Annotated in this window: 16 protein-coding genes; 6 read left to right on the top strand and 10 right to left on the bottom strand. The window is 31.3% G+C overall.

Going from position 1 to position 15452, the window contains the following annotated elements:
* Window positions 1-12: 12 nt before the first annotated feature.
* Together HM981_RS11760 and HM981_RS11755 are read right to left on the bottom strand one after the other, a co-directional pair.
* A complete protein-coding gene (locus HM981_RS11760) occupies window positions 13-531 on the bottom strand; it encodes a hypothetical protein (RefSeq protein WP_179338999.1) in 519 nt (172 codons plus the stop codon).
* A gap of 48 nt (window positions 532-579) precedes the next feature.
* Window positions 580-1236, bottom strand: coding sequence for an endonuclease III domain-containing protein (locus HM981_RS11755; RefSeq protein WP_179338998.1), 657 nt, complete (start codon window positions 1234-1236; stop codon window positions 580-582).
* Window positions 1237-1271: 35 nt separating this feature from the next.
* Here HM981_RS11755 and bcp point away from each other — a divergent pair, with 35 nt between their 5' ends.
* Entirely contained in the window at window positions 1272-1727 is a 456-nt protein-coding gene (bcp, locus tag HM981_RS11750) for a thioredoxin-dependent thiol peroxidase (protein ID WP_179338997.1), read from the top strand.
* 82 nt (window positions 1728-1809) lie between these two features.
* Here the strand turns inward: bcp and HM981_RS11745 are convergent, their stop codons facing one another.
* Window positions 1810-3264, bottom strand: coding sequence for a TonB-dependent receptor (locus tag HM981_RS11745; RefSeq protein WP_179338996.1), 1455 nt, complete (start codon window positions 3262-3264; stop codon window positions 1810-1812).
* A gap of 89 nt (window positions 3265-3353) precedes the next feature.
* Here HM981_RS11745 and HM981_RS11740 point away from each other — a divergent pair, with 89 nt between their 5' ends.
* Genes HM981_RS11740 through HM981_RS11730 form a run of 3 tightly spaced genes read left to right on the top strand, consistent with a single transcriptional unit; the run spans window position 3354 to window position 5198 of the window.
* A complete protein-coding gene (locus HM981_RS11740) occupies window positions 3354-4115 on the top strand; it encodes an MBL fold metallo-hydrolase (protein ID WP_179338995.1) in 762 nt (253 codons plus the stop codon).
* Between the two features lie 2 nt (window positions 4116-4117).
* Window positions 4118-4624, top strand: a complete 507-nt coding sequence (locus HM981_RS11735) for a hydrolase (RefSeq protein ID WP_246286230.1) — start codon at window positions 4118-4120, stop codon at window positions 4622-4624.
* A gap of 25 nt (window positions 4625-4649) precedes the next feature.
* Window positions 4650-5198: a hypothetical protein gene (locus HM981_RS11730; protein WP_179338994.1), complete on the top strand. Its 549-nt coding sequence runs from the start codon at window positions 4650-4652 to the stop codon at window positions 5196-5198.
* A 21-nt stretch (window positions 5199-5219) separates the two neighbouring features.
* Here the strand turns inward: HM981_RS11730 and HM981_RS11725 are convergent, their stop codons facing one another.
* The 5 genes from HM981_RS11725 to HM981_RS11705 form a co-directional block, all read right to left on the bottom strand.
* A complete protein-coding gene (locus tag HM981_RS11725) occupies window positions 5220-5864 on the bottom strand; it encodes an alpha/beta hydrolase (protein ID WP_179338993.1) in 645 nt (214 codons plus the stop codon).
* Between the two features lie 2 nt (window positions 5865-5866).
* The gene (locus HM981_RS11720; protein WP_179338992.1) at window positions 5867-6199 is read right to left on the bottom strand and encodes a hypothetical protein; all 333 of its coding nucleotides are present in this window, start codon (window positions 6197-6199) and stop codon (window positions 5867-5869) included.
* Complete coding sequence (locus tag HM981_RS11715) at window positions 6199-7452, bottom strand: dihydroorotase (RefSeq protein ID WP_179338991.1); 1254 nt, start codon at window positions 7450-7452, stop codon at window positions 6199-6201. Before HM981_RS11715 ends, HM981_RS11720 begins: the two co-directional genes overlap by 1 nt.
* A complete protein-coding gene (locus HM981_RS11710) occupies window positions 7449-9374 on the bottom strand; it encodes a BatA domain-containing protein (protein WP_179338990.1) in 1926 nt (641 codons plus the stop codon). Before HM981_RS11710 ends, HM981_RS11715 begins: the two co-directional genes overlap by 4 nt.
* Before the next feature lie 112 nt (window positions 9375-9486).
* Window positions 9487-10494: a glycosyltransferase family 2 protein gene (locus HM981_RS11705; protein WP_179338989.1), complete on the bottom strand. Its 1008-nt coding sequence runs from the start codon at window positions 10492-10494 to the stop codon at window positions 9487-9489.
* Window positions 10495-10579: 85 nt separating this feature from the next.
* On the opposite strand from HM981_RS11705, the gene HM981_RS11700 reads away from it, so the two are divergent.
* Window positions 10580-12475 carry a M61 family metallopeptidase gene (locus tag HM981_RS11700; protein ID WP_179338988.1) on the top strand — a complete coding sequence of 632 codons (1896 nt, stop codon included), beginning with the start codon at window positions 10580-10582 and terminating at the stop codon, window positions 12473-12475.
* A 54-nt stretch (window positions 12476-12529) separates the two neighbouring features.
* On the opposite strand, the gene HM981_RS11695 is transcribed toward HM981_RS11700, so the two are convergent.
* Together HM981_RS11695 and HM981_RS11690 are read right to left on the bottom strand one after the other, a co-directional pair.
* Complete coding sequence (locus HM981_RS11695) at window positions 12530-13714, bottom strand: sensor histidine kinase (protein ID WP_179338987.1); 1185 nt, start codon at window positions 13712-13714, stop codon at window positions 12530-12532.
* A gap of 194 nt (window positions 13715-13908) precedes the next feature.
* Entirely contained in the window at window positions 13909-14685 is a 777-nt protein-coding gene (locus tag HM981_RS11690) for a TIGR02757 family protein (protein ID WP_179339141.1), read from the bottom strand.
* Window positions 14686-14808: 123 nt separating this feature from the next.
* Between HM981_RS11690 and HM981_RS11685 the strand changes: the two genes are divergently transcribed.
* Entirely contained in the window at window positions 14809-15360 is a 552-nt protein-coding gene (locus HM981_RS11685) for a hypothetical protein (protein WP_179338986.1), read from the top strand.
* Window positions 15361-15452 lie beyond the last annotated feature (92 nt).

The raw sequence follows: 15452 nt of genomic DNA, 5'->3' as shown, positions 1-15452 counted from the left end.
GATTTTTTGATATTATAATGAATGGCTATTTAAATATTCATTTTGTAAGAGGTTTAAATAATCTAATACATTTTTTCGCTCGGGATATTTTGATTTTAAACAATTATTATTGTTTTCATCATAAACTGTAATTGCTAAAAACCAATGACCTATACGATTAACGTAACCTTCGTCAAAAACAGGGTCTAGCTCATTTGCGGCTAGTGTTGCATCCATAGCAATACCTAAAAGGTTTAATTTTTTATCTGGTATTTCAGCTTCATGGTAGGTGATAAAATAGACTTTATTATCAATTGTTATGGGCACATTCAAACCAACATCAGTATCATTTAATTGAAATTTAGAATCTATATACTTATAAAATTGATTAGCATCTTTTGGGTCTTCAAAAATATATGCTAACTCTTTAGGAAATTGTCGTTTAAATTTTTTTGCAACTTCAATTCTATAATTAAAATTTGTTGGTGCTTTTCTCAAAGAAATACATGATGTTATTGTGCATACGAATAATAGAATGAATAGCTTTTTCATGAGTTGGAGATTTGTATAACACGCACCAATTATTATACCATACAAGTGTTATTTTTTCTTTTTATAATAAGTGTCTAAAACAGATTGTCGTCCTATAGTTTTAGTAATTATGTCTTTTTCTAGATCCCAACCACGAGCTGGTGAGTATTGTCTGCCATACCAAATAATTTGAAGGTGGAGATCATTCCATAATTCTTCAGGAAATAATCGTTTCGCATCTTTTTCCGTTTGTACTACGTTTTTACCATTGGTTAAATTCCAACGATACATTAAACGATGAATGTGTGTATCTACAGGAAATGCTGGTATACCAAAAGCTTGCGATAAAACTACTGCAGCTGTTTTATGTCCAACAGCAGGTAATTCTTCTAAATCTTCATACGTTTTTGGGACTTCTCCATTGTGTTTATCAATTAATATCTGTGATAAACCGTGAATACCTTTACTTTTCATGGGAGATAAACCCACAGGTTTTATAATGTCTCTGATCTCGTCAACACTTAGTTTAATCATGTCATAGGGATTATCTGCACGTTCAAATAAAAGCGGAGTAATTTTATTAACACGTACATCTGTACTTTGTGCAGACATTAAAACCGCAATTAATAAGGTGTAAGGATCTTTATGATCTAAAGGAATTGGGATTTCAGGATATAATTTATATAACGTATTTATAACGAAATTAACTTTTTCTTGTTTTGTCATGTTGTATTTTTACTGAAACACAAATTTACATAATTATGACACACTTAACAGTAGGAGATAAGGCACCAGATTTTTCAGCATTAGATGAGCAAGGAAATTCTATTTCTTTGTCTGATTATAAAGGAAAGAAATTGGTTGTTTTCTTTTATCCAAAAGCGAGCACACCAGGCTGTACAGCAGAAGCATGTAATTTAAATGATAATTACGATCGATTTAAATCAAAAGGCTATGAGATTTTAGGAGTAAGTGCAGATAGCGCAAAAAGACAAACCAATTTTAAAACTAAATACGGATTTCAGTATCCATTATTAGCAGACGAAGATAAAGCTGTAATTGAGGCTTTTGGTGTTTGGGGACCAAAGAAATTTATGGGAAAAGAATATGAAGGTATCCATAGAACCACTTTTGTTATTGACGAAAATGGTGTAATTGAAGATGTAATAGCTAAGGTCAAAACAAAGGCTCATGCAGAGCAGATATTGGAGGCTTAAACAAGAATTGCAATTTATTAGAAAATAAAAATGCGTGTTGAAATTTTAATCAACACGCATTTTTTTATATAGTAATTTGAGTTTAATTCTTGTGAATAACCTCTTCGGTTTCACAGCCAAATAAACTTTTTTCTTTAATTAATTTAGAAACCCCTTCTGGTAACATGCGTTCCCAACCGTCTTCGTTATCTACAATCATTTTAAGAACTGCTCTTGAGAAAACGGATAAGTTAGATGCATCGTAATCAGTAATATCAACCACTTTACCATTGTACTTAAAGAATTTGTAAAGTTCCTTCATACGCGGATGTACTTTTAGGTTTTCACTAGTTGTTAAGCTTCCATCCTTATTTTCCATAGGATATAGGTATACGCGTAAATCTTTGTAAAATAATTTTCCAAAGGCTTCTAAAATTCCACCACTTAGGTGACGATAATACTTTTCGTCAAATATATCAACGAGGTTATTTACACCCATGGCTAATCCCATTCTTGCTCTAGAGTATTGAGAGAAGTATTCTACTAATTTATAATACTCTTGGAAGTTTGAAATCAATACGGTTTGTCCAAGTGAACATAACAGTTTTGCACGATCCATAAAATCTTGCTCATCAATTTTACCTTCAGCTCTTAAGTTAGATAACGTAATTTCAAAAACCACTTGAGTTTTATCTTTATCTACCTTATTTTCTTTTATGAACATTTCGTAAGATTTCTCAAACATATCCATATTTACTTTTGTAACAGGTCTAAAACTACCTCTAAGCGTTAAGATGTTCTTTTTGTAAAGTACACGTGCAGGTAATACATTATTACCATCAGGAGCAAACATTACAGCATCTGTCATTCCGTTTTTAACCAGTTGTAAACTCATTAAACGGTTATCAACATCTTTAAAAACAGGACCAGAGAAATTAATAGTATCAATTTCTAACTGATCTTTATCTAAATGGTCATATAAATAACGTAATAATTTACGAGGCTGATTGTATTTGTAAAAAGCACCATAAATTAAGTTAGTTCCTAATTTACCAAGGGTTTCTTGTTGTAAACGTGCATCAGTTTCTTTAAAACGAATATGCAGTACAATTTCATTATACTCTTCGTTATGGCCAACTTGATATTTAATACCAACCCAACCATGACCCTTGTACTTTTTTGCAAAATCTATAGTGGCAACAGTATTGGCGTAAGAGAAAAATATTTTATTTGGGTGTTTATCTCTTGTAATACGCTCTTCCATTAGGTTTACTTCGTGATTTAACATCTTACGAAGTCTAGCTTCTGTTACATAGCGTTTATCATCTTCGATTCCATAAATAGCATCACTAAAATCCTTGTCATAAGCAGACATGGCTTTGGCAATAGTTCCGGAAGCACCACCAGCTCTAAAAAACTGACGTACAGTTTCTTGTCCAGCACCTATTTCAGAAAAGGTACCATAAATATCGGCATTAAGGTTAATACGTAAGGCTTTGTCTTTTAAAGACGGAATATTTTCAAATTCAGTGTCGCCTGAATACGTTATGTCCTTCATAGAAATTGGGATTACATCGTTTTCGCAAAGGTATCAATTTACTATCGCAAACAAAAAAATAAGTTTATTTTTGTTTAAAATCAATCAGATTGAAAATTACATTTTTAGGAACTGGTACATCTCAAGGAATTCCAATAATAGGAAGCGATCATCCTGTATGTTTAAGTGAAGACTCTAAAGATAAACGCTTGCGAGTTTCTATTTTGGTAGAGTGGAACGATTATACGTTTGTGGTAGATTGTGGTCCTGATTTTAGGCAACAAATGCTTAGAGCTAAAGTCTCTAAAATTGATGGTATAATTTTTACGCATGAACATGCAGATCATACTATGGGCTTGGATGATATTCGTCCGTTTTTCTTTAAACAAGGAGATATTGATTTGTACGCACATAAGCGTGTTTTTAAATCCTTAGAAAAGCGTTTCGATTATATTTTTACAACTGAAAACAAATATCCAGGTGTTCCTAGTGTTACCTCAATAGAAGTGAAAAACGAACCTTTTTTGTTAGGTGATTTAAACGTTGTTCCCATAGACGGCTTGCATTACAAACTTCAAGTATTTGGCTATAGATTTCATAATTTTGCCTACTTAACTGATATGAAAATTATTGCAGATGAAGAAGTAGATAAACTTCGAAATTTGGATGTTTTGGTGATAAATGCATTACGTATAAAACCACACATGTCACATTTTAATTTAGAAGAAGCGCTAGATTTTATTAAACGAGTAAAACCTAAGCGTGCGTACTTAACACACGTTAGTCATTATTTAGGTTTTCATAAAGATGTACAACAAAACTTACCCGAAAACGTTTTTTTAGCATACGATAACTTACAAATTACCATATAAAGATGAAGAGTAAAATTTTAATGTATTTATTTCTATTTTCAGTATTGTTACTTATTTTTCAATACGTTAACTTAAAAAATATCATTGATAAATATGAAGAAGATATTGTTAAAGTAAAAGCAAAAGTCGTTGAAAAAGATAAGGCTATAGAGGCTTTAGAAGAGGCGAATTTTGAGTTAAGTTATTTCAATATTGATAGAAACGAGGATGCTTTAGAGTATTTTGAAGCTCAAGGTTATGATACGGAGCAATTGATTCCGGCAATAATTGGAGGCTTGTATGATATGAATGATTACGAAGGAGACGATCACCCAATTGTGCCATATGTGTCAACGACAGATTCTAAATTATTGATTAATAAAATCCGAATTTTAAATCATAAATGGATTATTGCCAACTTTACAGATGGACAATTTTGGGGTGAAATTTTTGTTAGTTATGAAATTGACGAGAATAATAATCTTAAATATAAATTGGAAAATTATTTAATGTATCCGACTATTAATTAAGTTTAAAGTTTGATTTTTTTAACCAATGGAATTAATTATAACGCGGCATAACGGAATAAGTATAGCTCACAAAGGTGAAAGCCAAATTTTATTTAAAGGTACTTGGTCTATTTTTTTTGGAAAATCTAAAGCTGAAATTTTCGATGCTAATGATAGTCTAATTTATAAAATTGAAAAGAAGATTAAATGGCTAAAATTTCAATCAATTTACCATATAATTGATTCGAATAATAATGAATTAAAATTTACATCAGAAAACAGGAAACATTCAACCTATGGTTTAAATATTGATGATAACTATTACCAATACAGAATCCACAAAGGAAGAAAACAATCCATATTTAAAAATGATAAACAAGTAGCGTCGATAGAGGACGATTTTGTTTCTTATTTTTACAAAGACAGTATCCGAATTTTAGCCGATAACGATGAGAATATCGAAATTTTATTTCTACTAATTATGTGTTTGCAAATTGGTGAAGAAAATGATTCTACCGTTACTTTCGATTTTGGTCAATTATTAAATATGGAGCCTATTGATAACAATTGGCAACCTAATTTTTTTAAACCATAATAATAAATAGAGTAATTTATCTTAAATATACCTAACCAACCAAGCTTTTAAATCAAAGAAATTCTGAGGTGCAACTCCATGTCCTACAGGATATTCTGAATAGACATAATTTATACCCAATCCTTTAAGAAATTTAGGTGCTTTTTGTGCCCAATCTACAGGTATTACTTGGTCTACAGATCCATGAGAACAGAAGAAGTTTAAATGAGTAACTTTACTTTTTTCAATTGATTCTGGTATAATATCTTCATTTATATAACCACTTAAAGCTACGATGTTTTTAACTTTTTCAGGATAAGTTAATGCTACAGCATAACTTAAAATAGTTCCTTGGCTAAAACCTAAAAGTGTTACGTTTTTAGAATCTACAGCATAAGTATTACAAGCGTAATCAATAAACTCAGCAATTTTATCTACGGATTCTTTGGCTTGGTCGTTATCACTCCATTTGCCTTTATCAGCATCAAAATTTATGGCGTACCATGCATTTCCGGAAGGTTGCATTGCGTAAGGTGCCCTCAGTGAGATAATCATTAATTCTTCTGGTAACTCAGATGCAAATGAAAATAAATCATTTTCATCACTTCCATAACCATGACACATGATTAATAATGGTGCATTTTCTTTTAGAGAAGACGGTCTTGTGATATAGTGTAGTTTCGACATAATTATTTGACAATAGATTTAAATAGTTTTTGAAAGACATCTCCAAGTACAGGGATTTTATTCATTTTTCCCGAAATAGCTCCAAAAAGTCCATAAAAGAATAAAATTGAAAAGAAAATCCAAAAAGACATGCTAGCCATCATACTGTTTAAACTACTAACAACAGAAGCTATCATAATATAAAGTATTCCCAATCCTAAACCTTGTCTCACATGGAAAGATGTGAAATCATTTTTTTTATCTTTATTCAGAAATAATGCAACTAAAGTTCCAATTAGCGTTAAATAAGCAACTAAGCCTAACGTTTTACCTTCGTTTATAGTATTCTCGTCCATTATTTTAATACAATTTTATTGTTGGCCATAATGCCATAAGTTTCACCTTTAAGCGATGTGCCTAAAAACATACTATTCTTAGAACGAGACGTAATATCACTCTTACTAAACTCGTAAGTAGTATCTGGATTAAATAAGGCTAAATCGGCTAACTCGCCTTCGTTTATTGTAGTTTCAGAAACACCAAATCTCAATTTTCCTTGGGTTAAAAGACTAATAGTTTTCTTGGTTGTAAATAGCGTTTGAAGCGCTCCAAAAGCAGATTCTAAACCAATAGTTCCATTTTTAGCGTAATCGAATTCTATTTTTTTATCTTCAATATCAATAGGGTTGTGGTCTGTAGTTACCATATCAATAGTACCATCTTTTAGACCTTCAATTAAAGCCTCACAATCATTTTTTGTTCTTAAAGGTGGTAAAACTTTATAATTGGTATCAAAATCATGCAGCACATCATCTGTGAAAACCAAATTATGAATAGCAACACTACAGGTTACATTTAGTTTTTTTGCTTTTGCAGCTCTAACTAATTCAACAGATTTTGCAGTAGATATTGTTGGTATATGAAGTTTTCCTTCGGTATATTCTAATAAAAAAAGATCTCTAGCGACTTGCAGTTCTTCTGCTAAAGCCGGATTTCCTTTTAGTCCTAATTTAGTGCTATTAATATGTTCGTTTGCCACGCCAAGTCCAGAAATTCTAGATTCTTGAGGGAAAGAACACACCAGACCATCAAAATTACTAGCGTATTGCAAAGCAATTTTCATAAGATTAGGATTAGAAATTGGCTTTTGATAATCGTAAAATGCAACGGCTCCAGCTTTGGTCATGTCAAACAATTCAGCTAAATCTTCGCCTTTGCTTGTCTGCGTTAAAGCTCCAACAGGGTAAAGTTTTACCGCATTATCATTAGCTTTAGACAAGACAAAAGTGATGTCTGCATAACTATCAATTACAGGATTAGAATTGGCATTTAAAGCAACAGATGTAAATCCAGAATTAGCAGCTGTTTTTAAACCGTTTTCAATGATTTCACGTTCTTCGTATCCAGGTTCTCCAAAAGATACACTACTATCAAACCAACCTTGCGATACATGCAAATTGTCTCGTTTTATTTCACGATAATTTTTAGGATTGGGAATGCTTTTGGAAATCTTGGAAATACGGCCTTTTTCAATTAAAATATCAACCGTTTCATTGTGAAAATCACTTTTAGAATCAACGATGGTTGCAGATTTTATGAGTGCGTTCATTTAAGATATTTTAGAAGTAACATTTCTATTATTAAAAATATTAATGCAAAAATAACAAACCATTTCCATAACGCATTAATAGTTGTGTTACTTTTTATATTATTGATTGTTGTAGCTAAGCTAGTTGTTGTGGTAACACCGTTTAAAGTGCTTAAATCGTAATAATTGAGCGTGCTTTCTGCTCTATTGTAATTGAAACTTAAATTTTGAAGTACCGTTTCTTTATTCTTAACATTCAGAATTCCGGCCGTATTAGGGAAATCTTGAGTTTCTAAGAGAACAGATTTACTATACGTTTTTTGAAGCGGAATTACAGAAGAATCATCAGTGTCTAAAGTTAAAATATCGTCTTGTCCAAGTGCTATTTGTATGGCAATAGTATTGGGTTGACCAATGGTATAATATAATTTTGACAATTTTAAACTCTGTAATCCTAAGTTATACAACACCGGAATTATTAATTGAGAGTTTTTAAAGTTTGAGTTATCTGAATTTAATGCGGAAGAAAAAGCGTAAGTATTAGTGTTTCCTGTTAAGAAAGGAGAACCATCTTCATATGATAAAACACTATTTGAATTTGAAGTAAAAAGATACGACTTTTCAACCTTAGGGTATTGAAAATTGGTAACCTTAGAATAAAACGCATTAGCTAAAAGCGGATGGTCATAGTTAATGCTTGTAATTCGTTTCTCGATAGCGTTTTGATTTCCAAAAGTACTTACAGATAAATCTTTGAATAGTTGATTATAAGAAATGATATCAATTTCATTCGATGGAATAATTAAGAGTTTACCTCCATCATTTTTAAACGCAATTAAAGCTGTTTTTAAAGCGTTTGAAATGGTCTCAAGTTCATTAAGTACAATTAAATTTTGATCTGGAATTAAATTAAAATTCAGTGTATTTAATTTAAAGCTTTTAAAGTCGAATTCATCTTCAGTGTAAATCCGATTTAAAAAAGAATCATCAGCGGTTCCATTAATGGCTAAAACTTTAATTTTTGGTTTCGAATTTATATTAAAATAAAACAAATTATCATATTGCAAGCCTGCATCGTTAATCGTTAATTTTCCATTGATCACTTTATTATTAGGAACCGTAAATGTGGCTTCAGCTTCTTTATCAATGTCCACAGCACTTTTAGTTAACAACACATCATCATTAAATAATGAAATAGTGACGTTTTTAATAGGTTCAGTTTTATTAGATAATTTTACTTTTAATTCTAAAGTTTCAGATGTTGTGTTAGACACATAAATGCTGTCAATACTAATATTAGATGTTATTGTAGATTTAGGTTGTACTAATTGGAGTTGAACAGTAGAATCGGTTTCAAAATTAAAAGGTTGTTCTTTTTGTTGAAAATCAGACACTAAAACTAAATTCTGAGTTGCAGCACTACCTTTAGAAAACAGTTGCTTTCCTTTTAAGTAGGCAGCAGCATAATTAAGTTGTGTTGGAGAATGCTTTAATTGAATTAAATCGTTTTTAAGCGCCTTAACGGTTATGTTTCGGAAGGTTTTGTCGTTAGTAAACAAACTAATAACTTCATCTTCAGGAATTGTGTTTATAACATCTTGTATGGCTTCATTTAACAACGTTCCATTACTACCATTAGCTTGCATACTAAAGGAATTGTCTAAATAAATAACGGTTTCTTGTTTTTGGTTAAACGCCTCTGTGTTTGGAATAAAAGGTTGCGCAAATGCAATAATCACAGAAGCCAAAAGCAGCATACGTGTTACTAGCGTAATCCATTTTTTAAGCTGAGAACTTTTACGTGTTTGTAGCTTTACAGATTTTAAAAATTTAACATTTGTAAATTTAACTTTTTGAAAACGGCGCAGTTGAAATAAATGTATAAGAATAGGAACAACCAGCAAAAATAGTGCGTAAAGTAATTCGGGATTTTTGAATTGCATGCGTTGTTGTTATAGTTTTACACAGACCTGTTAAGTTTTAAAAAACGGATAGGACTTAATAATTCAAATATATAGAATAGAAAGAGATTACCTCGTTTCGCTTTTGAGAAATTTAACAGAAAAAGAAGTAATCAATCATTGACTCCATGTTTTTGGTTTCAAAATAGCTGGTAATTTCTTTTTGTGCTTCGTGATTAGCAACCGTTACAATACTTTGAGGATTCTTAAGCTCGGCTAAAAAGTCAAAATTAAAAAGTTCTTGATCGTAAATATGTTTTCCAATTTTCTTTGGGTTATCACAGATCCAATGAAATGGAATGTTTTGTTTCAAGAGTATTTTTGCTAAAGTTTTTCCTTTGTGTCCTGCTCCCCAAATTGCTAATGGTCGCGAGGTATCATAATTCAATTCTAGAAAGTATTTTACTTTAAGATCTAGAAAAGAATTCTCTGCATAATGCTCATGTGTTCTCGATGTTCTTGTACTGTAATCTCTCCAATGGAGTAGAACATCGCTGCAAGGAATACAAGTATAACCTGCTTTGTAAAACCGAAAAGCTAAATCGTAATCTTCAGGATAGATGTCTGAATTGAAACCATTACAGGAGTCAAAATCCTCGCGATGAAGCATCCAACACGGAGACGGAATCACACATTCTTTATAAATTTCAGAATAATTTTTTCCTTCAACGGTCAATTTATTTAGCCATTGCTCGTAACGCGCAAAACCATCACTAAGTCCGTCTGCTCTAAAATATTTTACTTGTCCAACAGCTAAATGTTGTTTTCCATGTTTTTCAAGATTAGTCACCATGGTTTCTAGTCGGATAGGTGTCATTATATCATCACTATCCATTCTGGTTATGTAACTGCCAGAAGCATAGCTGTATGCTGTTTTTAAGGCGTCTATAATACCATTACCATTATTTTTATAGACTTTTATTCTAACATCGTTTTTAGAGTAATTTTCGACTATAGTAAAAGAAGTATCATCAGATCCATCATCAATAAAGACAGCTTCCCAGTTGGAGTAGGATTGTTTCAAAATAGAATCAAGACAATCTGAAATGAATGCTTCTGTATTTTTAAAAGGGACTAAAACACTAATTAAAGGTGGCATCATGCTGCGAATTTAACAAAACCTTTAGATTTATAATAGTAACACATTGTAGATTTGTGCGTCTTAATAAAAAATTAAATATTTTAACATGAAGAATTATTTAGCCATTCTTGGCTTGAGTATCGTTTTGGTAGGTTGTGGATCTGTGAAATCAAACGTTAACGATTTAGCAATTAGCAATCCTATTGTAACAGCATTAGATTTAACAGCAGTTAATAACGATCGTGTTCCAGTGACTATTAATCCTGGTCGTTTTACTACAGAAACTGTAACCTATAGATTGCCAAGAGTAGTGCAAGGAACTTATTCTGTAAGTGACTTTGGAAAGTATGTAGATGATTTTAAAGCCTTAGATTATGATGGTAACGAATTAGCAACCACTAAGGTTGACGATAACACATGGACAATTGCAGACGCTACAAAATTAGATAAGCTTCAATACTATGTTAATGATACGTTTGATATTGAAACTAATGGTGGAGGCATGCAAGGTGAACAGCCTTTTTCGCCTGCAGGTACTAATATAGAAGAGGATAATTACGTTTTAAACCTTCATGGATTTATTGGTTATTTTGATTCTTTAAAAAATAATCAGTATGCTTTAGATGTTATTGCACCTGCTACTTTTGTTAGAACTTCAGCTTTAGAAAATAAAGGTATAAAGTCTAGCGCAGATGGCAAAACTATAACAAGCAGTTATTTTGCACAACGTTATTTTGACATTACAGATAACCCAATGATGTATGGGAAATTAGATGTCGAAGAATTTATGGTAGGCGATATTAAAATTGTTTTAAGCCTTTACTCTCCAACAGGTAAGCATAATGCAGCTAGTTTAAAAGAGACGGTTTATAAGATGATGGAAGCGCAAAAAAGCTATTTAGGAGATGTAAATAGTACGCCACGTTATGATATTTATGTGTACTTATCTAAAGGAGATGCAACTTCACCAAAAGGTTTTGGAGCTTTAGAGCATCATACATCTACAGTTGTAGTTTTTGACGAAAACAGCAGTTTAGAAGGGCTTAAAGCTTCTATGATAGATGTTGTAGCTCATGAGTTTTTTCATATTGTAACACCATTGTCTGTACACTCAGAGGATGTACATTATTTTGATTACAATAAACCAACATTTTCTAAGCATTTATGGATGTACGAAGGTGTAACGGAATATTTTGCACAGCATTTTCAGATTCATGAAGGGTTAATTGATAACACCACTTATTATAATACTCTAATGTCAGAAATCAATACATCTAAGCGATTGGATGATGCTATGAGTTTCACAATTATGAGTGAGCATATTTTAGATGAACCTTATGCTTCTAATTACTATAATGTATACATGAAAGGTGCATTAATAGGAATGTGTGTCGATATTTTAATGCGTAAAGAAAGCGATGGAAACAGAAGTATGCTATCCTTAATGAAAGAACTATCTGCCAAATACGGAAAAGAAAAGCCTTTTGTAGATGATAATATTATAGCTGAAATCACAGCAATGACGTATCCAAGTGTTGGGGAATTTCTTAAAACACATGTTGAAGGAGATGTACCAATAAATTATAATGAGTTTTTTACAATGGTTGGTTTAGTAAATGGAGAAACAGAAGTAGAAACTAACTATATTTTTGCAGGTGAACAGAATGTTGTTTTTGATGGAGACCAAGCAAAAGGAACTATTTTCTTCTCACCAATGGCATTAAAAAATTCATTCTGGAAATCACAAGGTGTTTTGGCAGGAGATGTAATTAAGAAAGTTAATGGTACAGATTTAACCATGGCTAATGCTCAGCAGATTATTGGTGGTATGTTTGGATGGAAAGAAGGACAAGAAATTACTATGAGTTTAGAACGTAATGGAGAGCCAGTAGAAATAAAAGCAACCCTAACAAAGGCTTATGCTACTAGCGAATCTATTGTTGAAGATGATAATGCAACTGAAGATCAGAAAGCGTTAAGAGCAGCTTGGTTAAAAGGATAATATCTTTTTAGAAATGATATAAAAAAAAGTGCTAGTAATTTACTAGCACTTTTTTTATTTTTCAATAGTAAAACTAAAGGTACTCCCTTTACCTAATTCTGAGGTTACGGAAATAGTTCCGTTTAATTTCTCTACAAGGTTCTTAACCGAACTTAATCCAATTCCTGTACTAGATTTACTAAAATCATTTTTTATACTTTGAAATATTTCAAATATGGTGTCTTGTTTATCTTCAGGAATACCAATGCCGTTATCAGTTACATTGAATTTATGATGATCCTCTAAAGATTCATAACTGATGTCTACAATACGTTTTGGTTTGTTATTATATTTTATAGCGTTGTCTACGAGATTAATCAGTATTTGTGATAATGCCGATTTGTTTATATGCTCAATTGTGTTTTCTGTATATATAATCTCATCTCCTTCAATGATTAAAATCTGACTAATATCTTTGCATAATTCACTAAGTTCAACCGTTTCTCGCTTAGAGTATACCAATTCACTAGTTTTATAATGCTTCAAGATTCCGTCAATATAATCTTTTAGGATATTAGCAGACTCTTCAATAGTATTAATATAGAGTTCAGAATCTTCTGAGAGTGCACTATCATTTTCGTCTTTAAGTAAATCAACTAATGAAATTATATTAGAAAGCGGAGATTTTAAATCATGAGAAACATGACTCGCAAACATTTTTAGTTGCTCATAACGAACCTTTAGCTCTTTGTTAGCTTCTTCTAATTTATAATTGTTTCGCCTAAGCTCAAGTAATTTTACAACTTGCTTTCCTAATATTTTTAGAGCATTTATTTGAGACTCATCTAACTCTCTTGGTTTATGATCATAGATGCAAAGTGTTCCTAATTTGTAGCCGTCTTCATTTTTTAGAGGGACTCCTGCGTAAAAAATAGCATTCTGTTCTGTAATTAAAGGATTGTCTTTAAAGCGTTCGTCTTCTCTCGCATCTTTAATTATTAAAATTTCATCTTCTAATATCGCGTGTCCACAAAAGGAAGTGTTTCTAGGAGATTCGTTAAATGGTATACCATAATGCGATTTAAAAAAGTTCCGATTTTCATCGATAGTCGTAATTAAGGCTATTGGCATATCGCAAATAGAAGCTACAAGTTTTGTGATGTTGTCATAATCTTGCTCAGGTAACGTATTTAAAATATTGTAAGATGTAACTGCTTTTAATCGCTGCGCTTCGTTTTCAGGAAGTTTAGGTGAGATCATATTTCAAGGGGGCTTAAAATTGAATAATTTATTCTAACATATTTACGTAAAAATAATGTTTGTGGTGTTGTTACAATAAAATTTAACATTTTTAAGTGTTTTTAGTCAGATGGTTATGTGCTTTTTGAATCTTAATTTTTTTTAGAATAACTTTTTATTTGTGAGAGTATTTTTTTATATCACTAGAGTTGAAATCAGAACCCTTCAAAAACTCCCAATCCAAATAAGGCGAAATCATATTTTACAGGATCAGAAGCATCTAATTTACGTAAAGCGCTGTCTAATTCATCTAAAGCTTTACCATCATTTTGTTTTCGTTTTAGTAAACCTAGCTTTCTTGCAACGTTACCAGAATGCACATCCAAAGGACAACTTAATTGCGATGAGTTTAATGATTGCCAAATCCCAAAATCTACACCATTATTATCATTTCTAACCATCCAACGTAAAAACATGTTAATACGTTTGGCTGCGGAATTTTTAAGCGGATCACTTATATGTTTTTGTGTACGCTCTAAATGTGGTTGCTCAAAGAATACTTTTTTGAATTGATGAATACTATTTTGAAGCGATTTTGGTTCCGCATGTTGAGCAAAAACCGACTCTAAACCATGGTGGTTTTTGTAGATGTTATTTAAGCTTTTAATAAACTGCATAAAATCTGAGCCATTAAAAGTACGATGTACAAATGGAGTCAATTTTTCTAAATCAGATGCTTCGTGTTGTGTAATAAACTCAAAAGGGGAGTGGTCTAATAAATCCATCATTCGATTAGCATTTTTAATAATGCTTTTTCGATTTCCCCAAGCAATAGTCGCTGTTAAAAATCCTGCGATTTCAATATCTTCTTTTCTTGAGAATAGATGCGGAATCTGAATAGGATCGCTCTCAATAAATTTTGGATGATTATATAGATTTACTTTCTCATCGAGGAAGTCTTTTAATTCTGATTTTTTTAGTTTCAATTTTATTATCTAATTAGATTGTAAAAAAAATATGTTGTTTGAAGTTTTATTGATTCAGGTAGTCATTAATTCCTGTAAACAGTTAACTTCAATTTAGTGTAAATTAGCAACATCAATTTTAGAGCAATAATGACAGAAAAAGAGATAAAAAAGGATATAATTAGTGCAATTAGTCAAGGAGCTTTAAAAGTTGAACTTTATCAAAAATACGAAACTGAAATAGATGATGAGAATCTTAGAGGAATTTTGGCATCGAGACCATCTTATAAAAATTGGAAAAGATTTAAAAAAATGCATTTACTTCTTTCTTTAATTTGGGGCTTTTATTTGTTTTTTGAGCTGTTTAATATTTTTGAATTAGCAATGTTTTTTGATCTTAAAATTATAGTTTCATTATTGCTTTCGGCTTATATAACAATTAATATATGGAAATTTGATGGCCGGTTTTTTTTACCTGGAATAATTTGGTTTTCATTCACAATTCTGCGATCATTTAGTGTAACATTTAATGAGTATCAATATGATCCGGATTTTAAGATAATCCTTCTTTTTGCGACTATTTATAGTTTGGTTTTAGCTGTAGGAATTTATATTATGTACTATTTACGAAAGAATATTTTTAGCTACATGAAATGGTTTAAGCCAGTTTTAAACACTGAAGGAAAAATAAAATTTGAATAAGAATTAAGAGTTTCAGCTGATATAATTGATCCTTTTATTATTTTTCTCATTAGCTAACTATAAAGTTTTAAAAAAAAGCAGCATTTTGTATC

The sequence above is a fragment of the Winogradskyella ludwigii genome, from assembly GCF_013403985.1.
Classification (GTDB): Bacteria; Bacteroidota; Bacteroidia; order Flavobacteriales; family Flavobacteriaceae; genus Winogradskyella; species Winogradskyella ludwigii.
The sequence above is the reverse complement of the archived record's forward strand: the minus strand, read 5'-3'. Positions and strand labels throughout refer to the sequence as shown.